The sequence below is a fragment of the Candidatus Tisiphia endosymbiont of Ditula angustiorana genome (assembly GCF_964026425.1).
Lineage (GTDB): Bacteria > Pseudomonadota > Alphaproteobacteria > Rickettsiales > Rickettsiaceae > Tisiphia.
Genome location: NZ_OZ032143.1, coordinates 1,448,029 through 1,468,295, shown reverse-complemented (window position 1 = coordinate 1,468,295; position 20,267 = coordinate 1,448,029). Strand labels below are relative to the sequence as shown.

Here is a 20,267-nt window from a genome sequence, read left to right as displayed (position 1 = left end):
AGGTTTTCGATATTCCATTATTAAAACATCTATAAATTTAGAATTGACAAATTCAGGAGAATCACCGACACTGAGTAAAGCAGCATTGCTAACCCTAGTTGAATGGGTAAAGAAATATCATAATAGGAGTACCTATATTGAAATTCATGCAATGGGAGAACATTCCCACAGAGAATCGTCAGCGCCTAATAAATTTATTAGGAACAATGTCATTGAAAAAACTACAAAGTTTGACAATAAACATGGAGAAAGGCAATGATAGATCAGGAGAAAAAATCACCTCAAATTACGTTATTAAGTGGAAAAATCCAAGCTTGTCACTACGACCGTCTAGCAATTGTCTATGTAAGGCAGTCAACCCTGCAACAAGTAGAACGGCATAGTGAATCGACAAAATTACAATATAATCTAGTGGGAAGAGCCTATGATTTAGGATGGTCTGCTAACAGAGTAGTTATAATTGATGATGATTTGGGTCAATCTGGTTCAACTGCAGAAGGTCGTCCTGGATTTCAGCGTTTAGTTGCTGAAGTTGGGTTAAACCGTGTTGGTATAGTATTAGGAATAGAAATATCGCGATTGGCTCGTTCATGTAGGGATTGGTATCAATTACTAGAAGTATGTGCACTTTTTAGAACCTTGATTGCTGATACTGATGGTGTTTATGATCCAGTTTCTTATAATGATCGGCTACTATTAGGTCTTAAAGGTACAATGTCTGAAGCGGAATTACATATAATTAAACAGCGTATGCTACAAGGAAAGAAAGCCAAGGCTCGTAGAGGAGAGTTAGGTATGCAAGTTCCTATGGGATATGTTAGAAGGGCTTCCGGAGAGATTATTAAAGATCTAGATGAGCAAGCACAAACAATTATTCAAATGGTATTTGAGTTATTTGATAAATTCTCTACAATTAATGCAGTATTGAAATATTTAGCTAAAAATAACATTCAAATGCCATATAGAGAACGTAGTGGTTTGCAAAAAGGTGAATTAGCATGGCATCGTCCTAATAGAGCTACCTTATCAAATTTATTACATAATCCTATATATGCTGGAGCTTATGTATATGGTCGTAGACCCACTGAACCACACAAAAAAAAGCTTGGTAGACCCTCTACTGGAAGGACAGTTGCTAAAATGTCTGACTGGGAAGTGATGATAAAAGATAAAGTTCCTGCTTATATTAGTTGGCAACAATATGAACGTAACCAAAGACAATTATTAACCAACTCTATACAAGGAATTGGTATAGCAAGACAAGGTAGTTCACTATTAACTGGTCTTATTGTTTGTGGTCGGTGCGGTCTAAGAATGGTTACTTGTTATACAAATAATAGTAATAAACTACGTTACATTTGTCGTAGGATGGCTGTTGATTATGCTGAAGATACTTGCCAATCATTAGTTGGAGATGGGCTAGATGAATTAATTACTAATCAGGCATTAGAAGTATTAAAACCAAGTGCTTTAGAAGTTAGCTTACGTGTGGCAACAGATGCTGAGCAAGAGCATAATAATTTACAAAAACATTGGCACAAGCAGCTGGAGAGAGCAAAATATGAAGTTGAACGTAGCTATCGACAATATAATGCCTCAGAACCGGAGAATCGTCTTGTTACTAGGACTCTTGAGAAAAAGTGGGAAGAATCATTATCTGCAGAAGAAAAATTAAAGCAAGAATATAACAAATTTTTAGCTAATCAGTCAAAGATTCTCTCTAGCACTGAACGTGAATTAATATACAAACTAGCCAATGATATTCCTGCCTTATGGGCATCAGAAACTACTACAGTAGAAGAACGGAAAGAAATTTTACGTTTACTTATTGAGCGTGTTCTAGTAACAGTAGAAGGGATAAGTGAGAAAGTGTCTGTGGAAATACATTGGTCAGGTGGATATAAAACTAGTACGAATTTTATTCGTCCTGTAGCAAAACCTGAACAACTTAGTTATTATCATGAATTAATTGCATTGACAACAAGTCTAAGAACTCAAGGTATGACATTGCAACAAATTGCCGATAATTTAAATCAACAAGGACTCCATCCACCTAAATTATTAGGCGGTTTTAGTAAAAATATAGTAGGTACATTACTGAGTCGTAACAATGTTATACCTTTTCATAGAAAAACACTATCAGCAGGAGTTGATCGCACTTACGATGAATTTACTTTTAGCGAATTATCTCAAGAAACAAATGTACCACAACCAACTTTATATAAATGGATGCAACAAGGAGGATTAAAAGCAAGAAAAGCAAAAAATACATTAAACCGTTGGATTTGGCTAATTACAGCCGATGAGCAAGAAATTAAAAGATTAAGCTCATTAAGAGAACAACCAAAACAATGGATTTACCATTCTAGGGTAGAAAAAGTAGACTAAATAATAAACATTAATTAAAATATCAACAACATCACTATTATAGAGGCATTATGGCTGGTAAATCTCAATTTCCCAACGTTTTTTGTAAATATCTAAAGCCTGATAGGGATTGTCATTGGTAGCTATAATGACTAACTCTCCTTCTCCATTACGCAAAGCAGAAATAAAAACCTTAGGTCCTTTATAATTCTTTCCTAAATATCTCTTACCTTTGAATATCCTATATTCATTATTCTTTAGCTTTTTTACTAGGTGATTTGCGGTAACTAATTCATCTTACGACCTGCCAATAGTTAAATTTTCCTTTATTCGTACATAAAACGGGATATTACGATCTGCTAAAAATTTCAACCAACTATCACCGATAAATTCACGGTCTCCAAGCAATGATAATATTTTTTCTACCCCAAATGATTTCAAAAATCTATCTATTAATTTTTGACGTTCACTACTATTGGAAGTGCCAGTTTTTGCTAACATATCCCACATAATTGATATAGCTATACCATTGTGACAAATTGACAATACTAAAATATTGATGTCAAGCTTGCCAAACTTCCAGTTAGTACGATCAAGTGCCAGCAACCATTTTTCTGATTCAATTCTAGCCAATGCTACTAATAATTTAGCCAATGCAGTATAACAAAAATTAACCCTAGAAAAAAATCTTTGTAGTTTGCGATATCGAGAATGATCATTGCTCTGCCCATCAATTACCAAGGCTAGTTGAGTAAGATTGACATCTCTAACGTAGAACAATCCTGTTATTATCTGTTCGATTAATTTTATACTTGCAAAACTCTTAAAAAAATAGTTTCCTAATAGTTGTGATAACGCTGAACTCATACTCCTTCTTCTTAAGCTTGAATAACCTAAGTTATAGGACTTTGATTATGCGTTATCCACTCTTTTTTCTTCTTGTTAATCTTTTTGTCATGTACTGAGAAGCCTTTTTATAAGTCTTTGATCTCCAAAGTTAACATGCCTAAATTCCCTTTCTAACCACTTATCACCTAAGTTGTAAGAATTAGATAACGCTTGCATATCCCCCTTCTTTCCCCCTCTTATATTTTAAGTATATAATTCAATATTATTTTATACTTAATTTTATATTTGTGGGTAAAAGTAAGACTTGTAACAGGGTTAAAAATAGATTTTTTTGTAGGTAAAATTTCAGGAAATTTGTCTGAGAAGTTACATATGAATTACATATGAAATTTTTAAAAAGAGTAAGAAAATCCTGAAATCCTAATAAGAACTGGCGGGGCGTAGTGGACAATTTCAGAACCACGATAGACATAAAATTACTGATTATTCAAACGCTTACAGTCTATTACTAAAGCTCTGTAACCTGATATTGTAAATCCATATTTTTACCACAAAAAGCTAGAGAAAGTTTAATGATCTTTTTGACGTGAGAATGTTCTTTAACCTTTACATCATATTGCTTATCTATAATTTGCTTTAATCCCATTTGGGCTACCAAGGCTAAATCTTCTGTATTTTTGGCAATCTTATACTCAATAATAATTGCCTTATCTCCTTTGCCAACTTTGGGGATCATGATTACATCAGGGCGTCCATCACCTGATTCTTGCTCACTTGATATTATATAGCTCGGTGCTAGCATATTAACAATCCCTAACATAAAGCCACTATAAAATAATTCTGCCTTTTTCTCCCCTACCTGATGAAAACTAGTGCTACTGTGCAGCAACTCCTGCATTTTTTGTTTAAACTCCTCTATTTTACCAGCCGGCAGTAAGCTCATTAGCGGATAATATAATGAACTATCCATTTGCAATTGTTTGCCAAGCCATTGCAGTAATCGAGTTTCATAAATAAATTTTACTTCTTCATTTGGTGCACTTAATTCAAAAATATTTCTTGTTGGCTCGACAGCGGTAGGATTCAAATAACCACTAAATAATAATAAGCTAAACAAACCTGAACGTGAACTAATATCAGCAAAACTTATCTGTTTCATAATAGGAGCAATAATAGCTTTACCAGCAGCCAATACTTGAATATCCTGCTGCATCTCATCTGACAATAAAACATTATCAATCCAACCAGTTCCTCCACTGTCAACCCAATAATAATCTAGCTTCCCTTCACTTGATAAACACATCATAATTGACCAAGGGTTATAGATGACTTCTCCCCCAAAATTATAGCCATTATACCAATCCTTAATTTCTGCTGGATTGGTAGTAAGTGGTACTTTAGTTAATAACTCATCCACTTCTATTTGAGTAAATCCATAAACACTCGCAAATTTTTTATCTAATAAACTATATTCTTTAACATTATTCAAACCGGAAAATAATTCAGCTTTGGCAATCCGCAAAATTCCTGTAATAACTCCACGTTCAACTGGCAATTCTTGATCGCCAGTTTCCCTTTTAAAGGTAGATTTCATGATTCCACGAAAAATTTCTAACACTTTCTGAAATTCTGCCTCATTAGTACCAAACCATCTGTAAGCACTATTAATGGGCGTATCATATTCATCAATCAATACCCAAGGCTTTTTATTGTAATGTTTGTACAGCAAGTGGCTTAAAATAGCCAAACTATTTTTGATATTATCGAGAGTTACTTCCCCAAATAAATAGTGGTTGAAATCTGCACGTTCATCTGATGCAAGCTTATCACTATTAGCTAAATATCTATGTGACTGAAATAATTTCCGTAACTGGCTTTTTACTCCTTGTTCGATATCGTGATAGCTTGAGCCTTCTACGCTTTTAAAGGTGATAAATATTACTGGAAATTGACCCTGACGCTTCATAGCATTTGTTACACTAGCAATTTTTAACGGTTTCAGTTCTTTAGTTTCACCAAAGCCTGAATCTACTTTTCCACCAGCAAACAATTTATAGTTTACCCGGTTTTCTAGCAGCAAAGGATTGCCCTCATTATCTAGCTCTATTTCTAGAAAGCGCCTGACCATATCCATATTAATACTCTTCCCCCAACGCCTTGGTCGAGTAATTAGGGTGACTTTACCGCTATCTTCTAATAACTCCTTGATCATTAAACTTTTATCAACGAATATATCGCTATTAATTAGCAGATCATAGAAGTCATCACTACCCACTAACATCTTTGGTTGATAATTAATATTATTTTTACTCTTTTTTTCTGTCATTGTTTTTACTGTTTTCTACTAACTATAATACCATTATACACCTGTTTTATTATCCACTAATAGATATTACGTCAATTCGGGATAAGGATATTGAGAACATGTAGATTAAAATCAAATTTTGTTGAAGGTTTATTTTTCTTTAATGAATAAGCAACAAGAGTAGATAATATATGGACAAAGGCATTTATTGGTGATCTATGTCTAGTATGTTCAAGGTTCATTTTATTTTTTAGATAATCAAAAACTGTTTCAATTAAGTTACGCTTTCGAAGTAAGATTTTTTCTTTCAAATCCATTAATTTATTTTCCATATTCTTCTTAATTCCATGAATCATTTTTAAGCCTCTTTCATATAAATTTAAGAACAAATTTTGCTTAATATAACCTTTATCAGCTGCTATAATTCCAGTTAATCTTTTTGTTAACTCCGGTACTGGAACCCTATCATCTACATTGCCTTTGGTCACTTTTAATGCCATAAACTCCCCTTTATTATTGATTATTACATGTAATTTAAAACCATAAAAATACCCCATAGAGGATTTACTATGTTTGGCTAATCCTTTAAAAACTTTATTGCTATAACACCTTTTATTGTGACAAGCTTTAATCGTTGTAGAGTCAATAAAATAAATACCTGTTTCCTCACCAAACAACAAATGAATCAACATATTTAGCGGTATGAATAATCGTGCCATTAATTCAACAAATCTATTATAACTCAAGGCTTTAGGGAAATCATCCTTATGCATGCACTCTATATAACTTTTATAGAAAAATTTAAAATTCTTAGCATAGGATGTATGAAACATAATTATTATTGTTAACATTTCACTTAAACTCATGCTACAACAGCGATTTCTCTGCTTATTTGATGGTAATAACTTTCTCTGTTCATACTCCAAATAAATTTTACAAAAATCATCTATAAAACTATATAATTCTGTGATATCTTTTTTCATGCCTGTAGTTTGTTTTTTTGTTTAAAAATATAAATACTGCAGGCACTCCTTTTTGACAATCCTTTTATCTATTACTATTTCATCTATATCTTATCCCAAACTGACGTATATTAGTAAAATTTTTGCTAATCATACTATTTTTTATCAATATTGAAGTCAAACCTTAACTTTTGTATTCTAGTCGAAATTAATTATATATGCCTCTTCTACACCTAATAGAGGTGGGATACAAGTTTTAGCTGTACTAAACAAATACTATTATCACCATCACGTAATTGTTCACCTGTTACTTTCTTTATTGTTGTCATTGATGTTGTATCTACCATTCCATGCTCTAATAAATCATCCTCTTTGCCAGTAATTTGCTCAGTTATTTTAGGCTTATCGTTAATTGTAGTTCTAGGAGTCTGTCGGAAATAACTAAAGTAATTCTATATTTGGATCTTTTTGGCTGCTAATAAACAGGATTTTCTTAAAATAGGTACACTATTCCTTCAAAAATCCTATTTATTATCGCCTAAAAATAGCTCAAAATATAATTAATTAGTTATCTCCGACAGACTCCTAGCAGTTACTTCATCAAATGCAACTTGCGTGTTTGCAAGCTGTACTTTAGTATTTTTTATTTGTAATGTATGCATAACAATTGTATCTCTTACTTCAGCTATCGCTTCAAAAGTATTACAACTAGTATATGCTTAGAGTCAAGTTTAGTATCTATTCACGACCCCGACCAAAATTTAACTATAGGGTAATGTTGTATAAGTTTTTTAAATTTAAGATTGCGGTTTTCGCGTCTTTAGGGTAAGTTTTTGAATATAAAATAGACTAATGATTAAATTTTGACCGGTGTCGTGAATGGATACCAAGTTTAAGGAAGCACACGTTTTGTCACGGTTAGAGAAGTTTATAATCACTCCCTTCTTACTTTTCAAATACTTTTTCTTACGTCGAACTAAGGTTATTTAATAATTAAAAAACTTGATTATTAAATAAAAATGATATATTTGATTTATAAAGTTACTTGCTAAATGAAATTGAAGATATAAATTAATGAATACTCAGGATATAGTTTGCATAGCTCTTTTTGCTGCAATTACGGCTGCGTTAGGTATCATACCTGGTATCGTAATTTCTGTTATTGGTGTTCCTATAAGTGTACAATCTCTAGGAGCTATGCTTTCTGGCAGTATTTTAGGAGCTAAAAGAGGTGCTTTATCTCAAATTCTTTTTCTAGGAATAGTATCACTTGGTCTTCCAGTTCTTGCTGGTGGGCATGGAGGCTTAGGATCAATTTTAGGACCGAGTGGTGGATTTCTTTTAGGATGGCCGATTGCAGCGTTTGTTATTGGTTTTTTATTTAAAAAAAATTGGTCTAATTTAACTAATATTAGTGCTTTTATATATATAATAATTGGAGGCATACTAATTATGTATATTATAGGTATTTTATGGCTTAATATAATTATTAATATTTCTATAAATCAAGCTCTTATTGGAAGTATGATATTCATCCCAGGAGATATTATTAAAGCAATTATTGCTACTACTATAGCAATGGTAGTAAAACGTTCTTACCCTATAATACAAGATTAAGTTTTTATTTTATAATTTTAATATTAGTAAAAGTATAAGCTATAAAGTCTATATGATAAAAATTGAAAATGTTAGTTACAGTGTTAATAATTATGACATTTTATCAAATATCAGTTTAATACTAAGTGAAAGAAAAATTGGTATAGTCGGAGCAAACGGTAGTGGAAAAAGTACATTTGCAAGACTTCTTAATGGCATTAAACTACCTACTACTGGACTTGTAACAATTGATGGTTTAGATACACGTAAATTTGGTAAAGAAATAAGACGGAAAGTTGGATTTGTATTTCAGAATCCAGACAATCAAATTGTTTTTCCAATAGTTGAAGAAGACCTTGCTTTTGGTTTAAAAAATCTTGGTTACAATAAAGATAAGATTGAGCAAAGTATAAATTCAATCTTATCCTTATATAATATACATAATTTGCGTAAATCTCCATCTCATCTTCTTAGTGGCGGACAAAAACAATTATTAGCTATTGCCGGGGTATTAGTGATGAAACCTGATTACATAGTATTTGATGAGCCTACGACGCTTTTAGATTTAAGAAATAAAAAAAATATTTTCCAAGTAATAGAAGATTTAAAGCAAGTTGTTATTATGATTTCTCACGACCTTGAATTATTATCAAATTTTGATCGTGTAATTGTTTTTGAGCAAGGGCAAATAGTTGGAGATGATCATCCTTCTGTTACTATACCTTTATATAAAAATATGATGATATGAATTTAGATACTTATTATCAATATAACTCTCCTATCCATCGCTTATCCCCAAGGATTAAGCTATATTCTCTAGTCGTTTTTTCAAGCGGATTATTTTTAGTATCTAATTTATTTCTGCTTAGTATAAGCTTATTTTTTACATTTTTTTTGTATTTTATAGCTAAAATACCACTACAAAAATTATTTATTCAATTACGCCAGATTATTATTATATTATTAATTATTCTACTTGTTCATATATTTACCAATAATTGGATAGTAGGAGTACAAGTCATCACTCGATTTGCAACATTATTACTTTTTGCTTCATTGATAACACTTACAACACGTATATCTGAAATGATTGATAGCCTTAATGAAATTTTAATTTTATTATCTTATGTTGGGATTAATCATAAGAAAATAAGTCTATCCCTATCTCTTGCCATACGATTTATTCCTGTGATTGTTAGTATCTTTCAAGAAATAAGTGTAGCTCAGCGTACCCGTGGTTTAGAACGTAATTTTATTGCAACTATAATTCCTACAATTATAAAAATTCTAAAAACGGCAGAAAATATTGCTGAAGCTATTGAATCACGTTCTTGGTAATTAACTAATTATATTTATAGAATGAAGAAGAATATCATATATTTATATAATGATTTAGGAGTGTCTATCGAATGTAAATTGTAATGTGTTTTTGACCCTCTATTGTAATTATAAGTGACCCTCTTATCATAACAGTAAAACCCCTGAAGATATAGCTTTTATACAACTTATCAATGGGGTCAAAATTTGTTACAATAGGGGGTCAAAAACACATTACAATTTACAAATATAGGTGAAATAATGAATTAACTTATTAATACATCTAGCAATCTACTTGCTTTGTAAATTAAATGCTAGTAAATAACCATTTATTGATTTGTGCTGCAACGACCAACAGCAGAGATAAAAAGTAAATATAAACTTGTTAAACAACTAAATCTTCCATCGTGGGAGAAGGCATACAAAGGCTAAGCTAAGATATTAACCTAGGATTATGAAGACTATGTCTTATTCTCATGACTGTCAATCAGTAATTTCAATTCTGCTCGTAATCAAAAAAATCTGGGGTTCTACGTCAGAACGCCTACTTATACAAGTAGCGTGATATTGTTACAACTAAAAACTTATTCTTACAATTTTCTATATTATTTTTCTTATTATCACTAGGGTGTGTCATCAATTAAGTTGACAGGAGCGTTTATTTGTTGTGTAATAGAGAAAAAATTAAGGATAAATTTTCTCTATGCGTCGATATGCTCTACGTGACGATCAATGGGATCGGATTAAAGATAAGCTACCTGGAAGGGAAGAGTCTGTTGGTGTAACAGCCAAGGATAATCGCCTATTTGTAGAAGCAGTCTTGTATCGATATAGGGCTGGTATACCTTGGAGAGACCTACCTGAACGTTTTGGAGATTTTCGAGTGATTCACCTACGTCATTCAAGGTGGAGCAAGACAGGTGTGTGGAAAAAGGTTTTTGAGATGCTGGCTGAAGATGCTGATAACGAGTATGCCATGATTGATTCAACCATTGTTAGGGCTCATCAACATAGTGCCGGTGCTAAAAAAAAGAGTTAGATGATGACCAAGCAATTGGACGAGGTAAAGGGGGGCTGAGTACTAAAATCCATGCCACATGTGACGCTCTAGGGAATCCAACGGGATTCCATCTTACCCCGGGGTCGAGTGTAGCCCAAGGTTTGCACTTCAGGCTCTCACAGAACCTTACTATTACCCACAAAATAACAATGGTGAAAAAGAAGTAAAAATAATATACTGATTTGCAATTAAAATATTACATTGTAGAGGTATAGTATGAGTCAAGAAATAATAAATAATTATTTGACCGAGGAATTTAGTGGAGCTATTTTGGGTGATAAAAGGCTGACAAATAGGTTAATAAAGATAGCTGATAATTTTGCAAATATACCTGAAAGCTCAATTAATCAAGCATGTGGAAATTGGGCAGAAACAAAAGCAGCATATCGTTTTTTTAAAAACGATAATGTTAAGGAATCAAAAATATTAGAAGCCCATATTGCTAAAGCAGTAGAAAGAATCAAAGAGCATGATAAAGTTCTTGTTATACAAGATACTAGTTATATCACATATACTAGTCATAAAAAAACTACTGGATTGGGTGTGTTATCAAGAAAAGAGGGAAAGAATGTTAAAAATATTGAATGTAAAGGTCTGATAATGCATACTGCCTTTGCGGTTGCTACCAATGGATTAGCACTTGGGTTGTTGGATCAAAAGATTCACAATAGACCAGCAGTGCCTGAAGAAATACAACAGTTAAAAAAAACTAGTCATGGTAATGCGGTACATATTAAAGATAAAGAAAGTATGAAGTGGCTTAATGCATTACAGAACACTATTAATGCAACGAATAATAGTAATACCCAAATTATAACTGTTTGTGATAGAGAAGCTGATATATATGATTTTTTTGAATTGGCACAAGCTCAGAAATCTAAAGTTTTAGTTAGAGCTGCACAGGATAGAGAAATAAATAAAAAGTCAAAATATTCCAAAAAAGATAGACAATATTTGTGGAAGGTAGTATCGGGTTTCCAGTGTGCTGGAGAAATAGCAGTTAAAGATACTAGTCAAGAAAATAAAGCTAATAGGATTAGACATTTGGAAGTTAGATTTGGAAAATTTATAATGAATCCTCCTGTAAACAATGTAAGACATAAAACAGAAACATTGCCAAATTTACCAGTATATGCCATCAATGTTATTGAGCGTCGTCCCCCTAGTGGAACAACACCATTAGAATGGATGTTACTAACCAATATAGTTATCAATAATTTTGAAGAAGCTATAGAGAAAGTAAGATGGTATTGTTTAAGATGGAGAATTGAAATTTTTCATAAAATTTTAAAATCTGGATTTAGGGTTGAACAATGTAGACTTGCAACAGGAGAAAGATTAATAAAATACTTGACAATCATGAGCATAATTGCTTGGAGAATTTTTTTTATTACTTTAATTGGCAGAACTAATCCTAATCTACCATGTAGTGTAATATTAGCTGAAGAAGAATGGCGAGTTTTGTATGTAAAGATACACAAAGCAGCTCCCCCTAATAATACAATTCCTACAATAAAAAATGCTATAATATGGGTTGCTAAATTGGGTGGGTATTTAGCAAGAAAAAATGATCTAGAGCCTGGTCCTATTGTATTGTGGAGAGGATGGCAACGGTTATTTGATCTAGTTCAAGGTTATCAATTAGCTAACTCTAATATTTGTGGGTAATAGTAAGGTTCTGTGAGAGCCTGAAGTGCAAACCTTGGGCTACTCGACCCCGGGGTAAGATGGAATCCCGTTGGATTCCCTAGAGCGTCACATGTGGCATGGATTTTAGTACTCAGCCCCCCTTTACCTCGTCCAATTGCTTGGTCATCATCTAACTCTTTTTTTTAGCACCGGCACTATGTTGATGAGCCCTAACAATGGTTGAATCAATCATGGCATACTCGTTATCAGCATCTTCAGCCAGCATCTCAAAAACCTTTTTCCACACACCTGTCTTGCTCCACCTTGAATGACGTAGGTGAATCACTCGAAAATCTCCAAAACGTTCAGGTAGGTCTCTCCAAGGTATACCAGCCCTATATCGATACAAGACTGCTTCTACAAATAGGCGATTATCCTTGGCTGTTACACCAACAGACTCTTCCCTTCCAGGTAGCTTATCTTTAATCCGATCCCATTGATCGTCACGTAGAGCATATCGACGCATAGAGAAAATTTATCCTTAATTTTTTCTCTATTACACAACAAATAAACGCTCCTGTCAACTTAATTGATGACACACCCTAGTCCGATATGAAGAACAATTATATTAAGTAATTCTGGAGAAAATAATTTTTTTATCCTTGCTTCTTGTGCTTCTTTATATTCACCATGATTAGCGATGCCAAACTCTGCTATATCATGCATTTGACTAGTCCGTACTTGTATTTCCACATTACGTCTAAATGTACCAATAGTAGTCACAATATGCAAGGAACTATAGCCATTAGCTTTAGGATTAACAATATAGTCTTTATATTTTTCATGGTTACTAGGATATATATCATTAATAATATCCAGTACTTTATAACAGTCTTCTTGCGTATCAACTATAATTCTAAAAGCAACGAGGTCAGTTAATTGATGAAAACCCATACCTTTTCTTACCAATTTCTTTAAGATAGAATGAGGGTCTTTTAATCTGCAAGATATCTTCGCCACTATAGAATTTTCTTGCAATTTAGTACTAATAATATCAGTGATATTGTGTAAATTATCAATATCCTCGTATAACATAAAACTCATACTGTTACTTTATTATTGATTTAGATTATTAATATATAGTCAATGAAAATCAAGAATTGCGTTGTCGTTGTCTTTACTATCAGGAATTCGCAAGTATTTACTCTTCAAAAGCATCGAATATACCCGTAATATTAATAAAAACTATTACCCTGTCAAGATTAAATTATTAATTTATAAATAAGAAAGAGTTTCCAAATGATATAATTTGTTAAATAATTAACCTCAGTTTGATGTAAAACATCGGTTTAATAGCCTAAGGTGTCATCAACTATGATGGCGATGATTACTTGAGCCTACTATTAATTTATTACATCAATACTTGAGGTTAATTATTATTCTAAATGAATACAAAAGGTTCAAGACGGTTCTCAATTTTTGCTACTCAACTTGCATAGTTCATCGTTTATTGCGTAACATCCATTAATAATTTTTATATCGAATTGAGATTAATGTACTTAGTGTTTAGTTATTTTATGTTATTATACAGTCAGTTGATTTGAATTTGCTACGTTGTTTATATAGCTAATTCGCGGGAAAGTTTTAGCTATAAGAAAATAATAGAGAGGATAGGGTGAGAGTTTTAGTAGTAGGTGCTAATGGTTTTATTGGTTCATATATCACCGCTGAGTTATTAAAAGATAATCATGATGTAGTTTGTGCAGTTAGAGATATAAAAGCTACCAAAAAAAAATTTCCTAACCTAGAAATTTTAGCTTGTGATTTTAACAATGATACTGATCAACAAAAGTGGCTTAACAATTTACAAAATATTGATGTAGTCATTAATGTATCCGGAGTGTTAACTTCAACTAATAACAACAAAATAGAGAATGTTCATTTCTTTGGTCCAAAAGCTTTATTTGATGCATGTATTTTAGCTAAAGTAAAAAGAATTATTCATATTTCAGCTCTTGGTATAGATAATGAGAAAACTACTGACTATGCTGTAACAAAGAAAAAAATTGACAATTATTTAAGAACTTTAGAAAATATTGATTGGGTAATTTTACAACCATCGCTTGTGTATACAAGTGGTTGTTATGGAGGCACTTCATTATTTAGATCTCTTTCAGCTTTACCTTGGTTTATTCCTTTAATAGGAGATGGATCACAACAATTCCAACCCATACATATGGATGACTTAACTAAAGTGGTTGTTAATTGCACTAAAAGAGAAGGGGAAATTTGTAGAGTATTAAAAATAGTTGGTCCAGAAATAGTTACAGTAAAAGATATATTGATTAATTTTAGGAGCTGGCTTGGTCTAGATCCTGCCAAACTAATAAAGATTCCTTTAATATTCATTAGAATTGCAGCTAAGTTAGGAGACTTTTTTAGTATAGACCCACTTAATAGCACTTCATATAATATGCTATTACAACCAAATATTGCAGACAAGAAAGACTTTATCAATTTTACTTCTGTCGTTCCAAGAAGTTTTGAGCAAGGATTAGCCACTGAACCTCTTACTGTTCAATCACTATGGCATGCAAGACTTTTTTTGTTGAAACCACTATTAAAAATCATTTTAGGTTTATTTTGGATTATGACAGGCGTCATTACGGGGGTTTTTACTTCAGAACGAGGTCTGAAAATAATAACAGAGTTAGGATTTAGCGAACAAATTGCACAAGTTATGTTATATTCAAGCTGTCTTGCTGATATAATTCTTGGAACTATGATGATTATCAAGCCAAGAATTATAGGGGTATGTATACTACAGATTTTATTAATGCTAGCTTATACATTTTTTCTAACCTTTCTTAAGCCTGATTTATGGCTAGAACCCTTGGGGTCACTTACTAAAAATATTCCTATAATACTTCTTACTCTTGTCTTGCTTGCTATAGAAAAGGATAAATAATGGATTGGTATTCTGTCGTCAAAACTATTCACATCATTAGCTCTACTATTTTGTTTGGTACAGGTATTGGTATTGCTTTTTTTATGTGGTGGGCTAATAAAACCGGGGATTTAGCAGCCAAAGTTTATGCAGCACGTACTACGGTTATTGCCGATTTTCTCTTTACTACCACTAGTGCTATTATTCAACCAATTAGTGGCATAATATTAATCAATATAGTTGGATATGATTTCTTTGATTTATGGCTTGTTTTAACTTATTTAGGATACGCTATTACAGGAGCATGTTGGCTACCAGTAGTATGGATTCAAATACAATTACGGAATATTGCAGTCAGAACATTAAAAAATAATGAGCAATTACCAGCACAATATTATAAATTATTTAATTTATGGTTTTATCTTGGCTGGCCAGCATTTATCAGCCTAGTTATTATTTTCTTTTTAATGATTTTTAAGCCGATGTAAAATATCTAGAATATATTATAACTTCCTAGACAGTTACTTAACTAATAGTTATTTATATTTGATTTTTAATTTCAATCCTAAATATTTTAAAATAACACCAGCGAATTTAATTCTATCAAATTCACTTTGTTCTAATTCAGATAAAATTTGAGCATGAAATTTATCATCCATATTTAACAACTTTGGGGAATACTCAAAGTGTATGCCAGATAAAACTACATTCCCCTTATTATATTTGATTTTTAAAACTGCTGGTAAAACTGATTGGTCTAGAAATTGATAGTAAGCAAGAATATTGATATTTTTATATAATTGAGGATCTACAAAATAAGGACCTCCATTATAATAAATCATAATTTTGTTAGATAAAGAATTATCGTCTATAGCTAACTTAATTAATGCTGCACGTACACCACTATTATCGTCATAATTGTATTTTGCAAGAACAGGACCGATAGTTTTGTTGGGGAAAAATGCTAATTCTCTTTCTCCTAGGATTTCTAAAGAACCATCTTTATCAAATTCTACAAATCCTGAACCATAATAAGCCCCTGCACAAATACCTAAATAGTTACCTCCATTTTCTACATAATTTTTTATAGCTTTATTTCCTTTACCATTAAGTTGTTTAGTATAATATACATCCCTTCCGCCGGGTATTATTAATAGAGCAGCTTGATTTGACCATTTGTTTTCTATAATTTCTGAGGCATTAATTAAATGTATTTTATAGCTAGGAAAAACAATTTGCTTTAGTGTATACATAATGTGCCTAATAGATTCGATAGATACTCCTAAATCATTATATAAATATATGATATTATTCTGCATTTTATAAATATAATTATTAATTACCAAGAACGTGATTCAATAGCTTCGGCAATATTTTCTGCCGTATTTAGAATTTTTATAATTGTAGGAATGATAGTAATTACGTTCTAAACCACGGGTAATTTAAAAGTCGGGCTGCAAGCCTAATAGATGAAGGAAAAAGTGCTTAATATGCACTCGATGTCATTCCCGCGTAGGCGGGAATCTAAAAAAATAAGCCCGAAAGACTATTAAGTATTATGGATTCCCGCCTACGCGGGAATGACATCGATGGTGGTTGAATTTATATCCATAACAACTATTAATTGTGACTTTTAAATTACCATGGTCAGTTAGAATCTTTGGTGCTACTATAGCATTTGTTCTGTTATTTGTTGTTGTCACAAATATCAACTTTTTTCTTCAGTCTTACTTGTACCCAAAGTCACAAAGCGCTGACCCGAAGTATCTAAGGCACGGCAAGCAATTGATTGAACCTGCTTAGTTGCATTATCTGCTTTCTCAGTCAGTTCTTTTATGTATGTTTCCTGTTTCTTGATTTTGTCTTCAAGATAACCGATACTCTGCTCGTTTAGTTTTAATATGCCATCATATTCTTTCTGCTTCAATTGGCTATCAAACTCATATTGTTGTAATAATTGTGTACGCAATAATTCTTCGGCATTTGCCATAGCCTCTTTTATTTTATTTGGCATTTCTTCCACTTGCACTTTTAAAGCATCATAGTCTTGTTCTTTTGCTACCAAATCAGCTTCTCGTCTTAGTAAATTATCTTTTAAGTCAGATAATTCCTTTTCCATAATGACTCTTCTGTTATTATATTCATCAGTTTCCTTGCGACGCTTTAATTCCAAAGCATAACTATATTCTTCTTCCTCACGCTTTCTAGTTTTTGTAAGAATATCTTTCTGTTCCTTGTAATCTTGCTCAAGAATCGTACGTTGTTGTTGCCAATGGGATTTCTCACTAGCCATTTCCTGTTGAAAATTCTGTTTTATTTGCTGCATTTCTAGCTCAAAACGCTCTTTTTGTTCAGATTGAGCTTGCAATAAAGCTGATAAAGTATTTGCTGTTTCATGAATTTGATATAGTTCTTGTAGATGCGTTTGTTCTAAAATAATAGCCTCCCGCAAATTGGCTAATTTTTGAAACTCATCCAACAATTGTTCTGATAAATTATCAATTTTTTTAATAGTCTTTGATTTTAAAGTACTTAAGTCAGCTAATATATCATCCGATGAATTATTGATTGCTTTGGTTACTATTTGTTGTTTCTCTTCCTGCTTTTTATGTTCTTGAGGACTCGCAACCTGTTTTTCAGTTAATTTTGTTACCACCTCATTATAGGCTGCTAAGATCTGATCCTTAGTACTTTTAACCGAAACTTCTTGAATATTCTGTTTTTTTGTCATCTTATTAAAACCACTTATAAATGTTTACTATACTGCTCATAAATGAAGAGTTGGTAGACGATAGAATCAAAATCAACAAGTGCTAGGAGTGTCCAAGCCGAGGAGTACAGCGTACATTAGTACGTGAGTACCGCAGGTCTTGGACAACGACAACGCAATTGTTGATTTTCATCGAGTATACAAACACACGCAAGGTAAACTCTTCTCTATTCCTGATAATTGCAATAACAGATTAGATTGTAAACTAATATCAACCATTACACAAGCAAATACAGGGTAATTTAAAAGTCACACTCTAGAGTTGAAATAAGTAATTATTAAGAACATCAAACGTCATTGCGAGAAGGCACGAAGTGCCGCCGAAGCAATCTAGGAAACAAAAAAAATAAAATTATCGTATTTTTGCTGGATTGCTTCGTCGGTTGCAGCAAGCAACCTCTTCGCAATGACGTTTGTAAGCACATGTCTATCTAAAATTATTTCGGTTTTTCAACTTTAAAGTGTGACTTTTAAATTACCCTGAGTAAATATAAGGTACTTATAAGGTACTTTTCTTTTTGAATACTTTATAGTAATATTATAACATTCCATAATTATTTTTCCATTCTAAAAAAATATATTATCTTATAATAAACCTTTATGAGCAAGTGTTACGGCACGAGTATAGTCAATTACACTAAGAATTAAAAATGAAAATAGCTACTTGGAATATTAATTCTATAAGAATAAGACTACAACATTTACGGGACTTTTTAATAGAAGTAGATCCAGACATTGTTTTGTTACAAGAAATCAAGTGTGAGACTGATAAGTTTCCTTTTGATGAACTATCAGATCTAGCATATAATTTCTATGTGTATGGTCAGAAATCCTATAATGGTGTGGCTATCTTATCAAAGTTTCCAGCTGATGAAGTGGTAAAAGACTTTCCGGGTATTAATTGTACTAATCAAGCACGGATTATAGAAATATCTCTACAGACTCCTATAGGTTTTTGTAGTATCACTTCATTATATGCACCTAATGGTTCATTGGTAGGTAGTGATAAATTTAAGATGAAATTAGAATTTTATGACAATTTAATTAATTACTTTGAATCCAAGAGATCTCTTGATACTAAGGTGATAGTTGGAGGAGATTTTAATATTGCTCCTTTTGATATTGACGTATACTCAGCAAAAGAGTTACAAAATACTACTTGTTTTACTAATGAAGAAAAACAACGACTGAGAATTATTTTAAATTCTAGTTTTGAGGATTTATATAGATTATCAAATCCTACTAAGCAAGAATTCTCTTGGTGGGATTATAGAGCAGGTTGCTTTGAGCAAAATAAAGGTATGCGTATTGACATGATACTTGCGTCGAGCAATGTTGCAGATTATCTAAATGATTGCTACATGCATTATAATTTACGAACTAAAATTAAGCCTTCTGATCATATACCCGTTGTTGCTATCATTAGTTAACCTCAAGTATCGATATAAAACATCGGTTTAATAGTCCCCATGTCCCCTGCTTCGGTGCGGGGTCTAAAAAAGTCTAACACACCCTCTCGGTTTATTTTTCTAGATCCCGCACCGAAGCAGGGATTGTTAATTAATCTGTGGCAGGTATAGCAATAATAATTCTTCTTATTATACATTTTCTTCGATCGATTTCTAAAGAAAATAATATATAATGAAAATTATTAAGAAATGAACTAACTAACATGACCACATTTACTAATATAAAGATTCCTCGCTGGCTATATCGTTTTGATAATTTTAAACGTGCTTTTGCTTTGCTACGTGAGGCGATGTACACAATGCGAGAACGCAAGATAAGTCAGTTAGAGATGGAAGGAATCATACAGCGTTTTGAATATACGTGGGAATTGACATGGAACGTACTTAAAGACTACCTAGAATATAAGGGGGTGATACTATCAACCATTACCCCAGCTACCGTACTTAAGGCAGCTATTGCCGCTAATTTGATTAAGAATGGTGAAGTATGGATGAATGCTTTAGATTCTCGTAATAAGATGTCACATACCTACGATTTCAAACAATTTGAACAAATTATTATAAATATTGAAAAGGATTATTATCCTGAATTGGAGAACATGTATTTAGTGATGCTGAAATTTGCAGAAGAAGAGATGGTAGATGAAAGTAAACATATCTAATCATGGATTAAGTACGGAACAGTTAAACATACTGCGTAATATTTTGTTGCCCTTCTCAAAACAAATCGAGAGTGTTGGTTTGTTTGGTTCGCGTGCTACTGGTTTTTATCGTCCTAATTCTGATATTGATATAGTTATTTATGGTGCGCTTGATGAAAAAACCCTCGATCGTATATTTACTTTACTTAATGACAGTAACTTACCGGTTAAAGTAGATGTACAATCTTATGATCTGATCACCTATCCACCTCTCAAAGAACATATCGATGCTAACATGCTACTATTGTTTACACATGACCAATTTGAAGAGAATTTACTTTAGTGATAGTAAAAG

Annotated in this window: 19 protein-coding genes and 2 pseudogenes; 12 read left to right on the top strand and 9 right to left on the bottom strand. The window is 32.3% G+C overall.

The annotated features are described in order from the left end of the window. The first annotated feature begins 43 nt into the window (after nucleotides 1-43). Both AAGD29_RS06970 and AAGD29_RS06965 read left to right on the top strand, forming a co-directional pair. Entirely contained in the window at nucleotides 44-259 is a 216-nt protein-coding gene (locus AAGD29_RS06970) for a hypothetical protein (RefSeq protein ID WP_341757397.1), read from the top strand. Next, nucleotides 256-2,388 carry a recombinase family protein gene (locus AAGD29_RS06965; RefSeq protein ID WP_341757396.1) on the top strand — a complete coding sequence of 711 codons (2,133 nt, stop codon included), beginning with the start codon at nucleotides 256-258 and terminating at the stop codon, nucleotides 2,386-2,388. The genes AAGD29_RS06970 and AAGD29_RS06965 overlap by 4 nt, the downstream gene beginning before the upstream one ends. Before the next feature lie 276 nt (nucleotides 2,389-2,664). Here the strand turns inward: AAGD29_RS06965 and AAGD29_RS06960 are convergent, their stop codons facing one another. The 4 genes from AAGD29_RS06960 to AAGD29_RS06950 form a co-directional block, all read right to left on the bottom strand. Continuing rightward, nucleotides 2,665-3,234, bottom strand: a complete 570-nt coding sequence (locus AAGD29_RS06960; RefSeq protein WP_341757599.1) for a hypothetical protein — start codon at nucleotides 3,232-3,234, stop codon at nucleotides 2,665-2,667. Nucleotides 3,235-3,321: 87 nt separating this feature from the next. Then, nucleotides 3,322-3,432, bottom strand: a complete 111-nt coding sequence (locus tag AAGD29_RS10320; RefSeq protein ID WP_410521140.1) for a transposase DNA-binding-containing protein — start codon at nucleotides 3,430-3,432, stop codon at nucleotides 3,322-3,324. Between the two features lie 292 nt (nucleotides 3,433-3,724). Continuing rightward, nucleotides 3,725-5,542 carry an AAA family ATPase gene (locus tag AAGD29_RS06955; RefSeq protein ID WP_341757598.1) on the bottom strand — a complete coding sequence of 606 codons (1,818 nt, stop codon included), beginning with the start codon at nucleotides 5,540-5,542 and terminating at the stop codon, nucleotides 3,725-3,727. Between the two features lie 71 nt (nucleotides 5,543-5,613). Continuing rightward, nucleotides 5,614-6,504 carry an IS982 family transposase gene (locus AAGD29_RS06950; protein ID WP_341757504.1) on the bottom strand — a complete coding sequence of 297 codons (891 nt, stop codon included), beginning with the start codon at nucleotides 6,502-6,504 and terminating at the stop codon, nucleotides 5,614-5,616. 1,053 nt (nucleotides 6,505-7,557) lie between these two features. Between AAGD29_RS06950 and AAGD29_RS06945 the strand changes: the two genes are divergently transcribed. The 5 genes and pseudogenes from AAGD29_RS06945 (at nucleotide 7,558) to AAGD29_RS06925 (ending at nucleotide 12,124) form a co-directional block, all read left to right on the top strand. Beyond that, complete coding sequence (locus AAGD29_RS06945; RefSeq protein ID WP_341757597.1) at nucleotides 7,558-8,100, top strand: biotin transporter BioY; 543 nt, start codon at nucleotides 7,558-7,560, stop codon at nucleotides 8,098-8,100. A gap of 52 nt (nucleotides 8,101-8,152) precedes the next feature. Further along, complete coding sequence (locus AAGD29_RS06940) at nucleotides 8,153-8,827, top strand: energy-coupling factor ABC transporter ATP-binding protein (protein ID WP_341747595.1); 675 nt, start codon at nucleotides 8,153-8,155, stop codon at nucleotides 8,825-8,827. Continuing rightward, the gene (locus AAGD29_RS06935; protein WP_341747594.1) at nucleotides 8,824-9,417 is read left to right on the top strand and encodes an energy-coupling factor transporter transmembrane protein EcfT; all 594 of its coding nucleotides are present in this window, start codon (nucleotides 8,824-8,826) and stop codon (nucleotides 9,415-9,417) included. The genes AAGD29_RS06940 and AAGD29_RS06935 overlap by 4 nt, the downstream gene beginning before the upstream one ends. A 682-nt stretch (nucleotides 9,418-10,099) precedes the next feature. After that, nucleotides 10,100-10,545: pseudogene (locus AAGD29_RS06930) on the top strand (IS5 family transposase); the annotation flags it as partial. A gap of 127 nt (nucleotides 10,546-10,672) precedes the next feature. After that, nucleotides 10,673-12,124 carry an IS4 family transposase gene (locus AAGD29_RS06925; RefSeq protein WP_341757292.1) on the top strand — a complete coding sequence of 484 codons (1,452 nt, stop codon included), beginning with the start codon at nucleotides 10,673-10,675 and terminating at the stop codon, nucleotides 12,122-12,124. A gap of 38 nt (nucleotides 12,125-12,162) precedes the next feature. Here the strand turns inward: AAGD29_RS06925 and AAGD29_RS06920 are convergent. Together AAGD29_RS06920 and AAGD29_RS06915 are read right to left on the bottom strand one after the other, a co-directional pair. Further along, nucleotides 12,163-12,611 (bottom strand): annotated as a pseudogene (locus AAGD29_RS06920) (IS5 family transposase); the annotation flags it as partial. Nucleotides 12,612-12,670: 59 nt separating this feature from the next. After that, nucleotides 12,671-13,189 carry a bifunctional (p)ppGpp synthetase/guanosine-3',5'-bis(diphosphate) 3'-pyrophosphohydrolase gene (locus AAGD29_RS06915; RefSeq protein ID WP_341757596.1) on the bottom strand — a complete coding sequence of 173 codons (519 nt, stop codon included), beginning with the start codon at nucleotides 13,187-13,189 and terminating at the stop codon, nucleotides 12,671-12,673. A 571-nt stretch (nucleotides 13,190-13,760) separates the two neighbouring features. Here AAGD29_RS06915 and AAGD29_RS06910 point away from each other — a divergent pair. Both AAGD29_RS06910 and AAGD29_RS06905 read left to right on the top strand, forming a co-directional pair. Next, nucleotides 13,761-15,053 carry an SDR family oxidoreductase gene (locus AAGD29_RS06910; RefSeq protein WP_341757595.1) on the top strand — a complete coding sequence of 431 codons (1,293 nt, stop codon included), beginning with the start codon at nucleotides 13,761-13,763 and terminating at the stop codon, nucleotides 15,051-15,053. Then, a complete protein-coding gene (locus AAGD29_RS06905) occupies nucleotides 15,053-15,520 on the top strand; it encodes a DUF2269 domain-containing protein (protein WP_341757594.1) in 468 nt (155 codons plus the stop codon). The genes AAGD29_RS06910 and AAGD29_RS06905 overlap by 1 nt, the downstream gene beginning before the upstream one ends. Nucleotides 15,521-15,568: 48 nt before the next feature. Here AAGD29_RS06905 and AAGD29_RS06900 read toward each other — a convergent pair whose 3' ends face one another. The 3 genes from AAGD29_RS06900 to AAGD29_RS06890 form a co-directional block, all read right to left on the bottom strand. After that, nucleotides 15,569-16,351, bottom strand: a complete 783-nt coding sequence (locus AAGD29_RS06900) for a BPL-N domain-containing protein (RefSeq protein WP_341757593.1) — start codon at nucleotides 16,349-16,351, stop codon at nucleotides 15,569-15,571. 237 nt (nucleotides 16,352-16,588) lie between these two features. After that, entirely contained in the window at nucleotides 16,589-16,735 is a 147-nt protein-coding gene (locus tag AAGD29_RS06895) for a hypothetical protein (RefSeq protein ID WP_341757592.1), read from the bottom strand. Between the two features lie 5 nt (nucleotides 16,736-16,740). Beyond that, nucleotides 16,741-17,763 (bottom strand): hypothetical protein, encoded by a 1,023-nt coding sequence (locus tag AAGD29_RS06890; RefSeq protein ID WP_341757591.1) that lies wholly within the window; start codon nucleotides 17,761-17,763, stop codon nucleotides 16,741-16,743. A 689-nt stretch (nucleotides 17,764-18,452) separates the two neighbouring features. Between AAGD29_RS06890 and xth the strand changes: the two genes are divergently transcribed. The 3 genes from xth to AAGD29_RS06875 all read left to right on the top strand — a co-directional run bounded on the left by xth (nucleotide 18,453) and on the right by AAGD29_RS06875 (nucleotide 20,255). Next, nucleotides 18,453-19,232: an exodeoxyribonuclease III gene (xth, locus tag AAGD29_RS06885; RefSeq protein ID WP_341757590.1), complete on the top strand. Its 780-nt coding sequence runs from the start codon at nucleotides 18,453-18,455 to the stop codon at nucleotides 19,230-19,232. 242 nt (nucleotides 19,233-19,474) lie between these two features. After that, nucleotides 19,475-19,933, top strand: a complete 459-nt coding sequence (locus tag AAGD29_RS06880; RefSeq protein ID WP_341757589.1) for a nucleotidyltransferase substrate binding protein — start codon at nucleotides 19,475-19,477, stop codon at nucleotides 19,931-19,933. After that, entirely contained in the window at nucleotides 19,914-20,255 is a 342-nt protein-coding gene (locus tag AAGD29_RS06875; protein WP_341757588.1) for a nucleotidyltransferase domain-containing protein, read from the top strand. The genes AAGD29_RS06880 and AAGD29_RS06875 overlap by 20 nt, the downstream gene beginning before the upstream one ends. Nucleotides 20,256-20,267 lie beyond the last annotated feature (12 nt).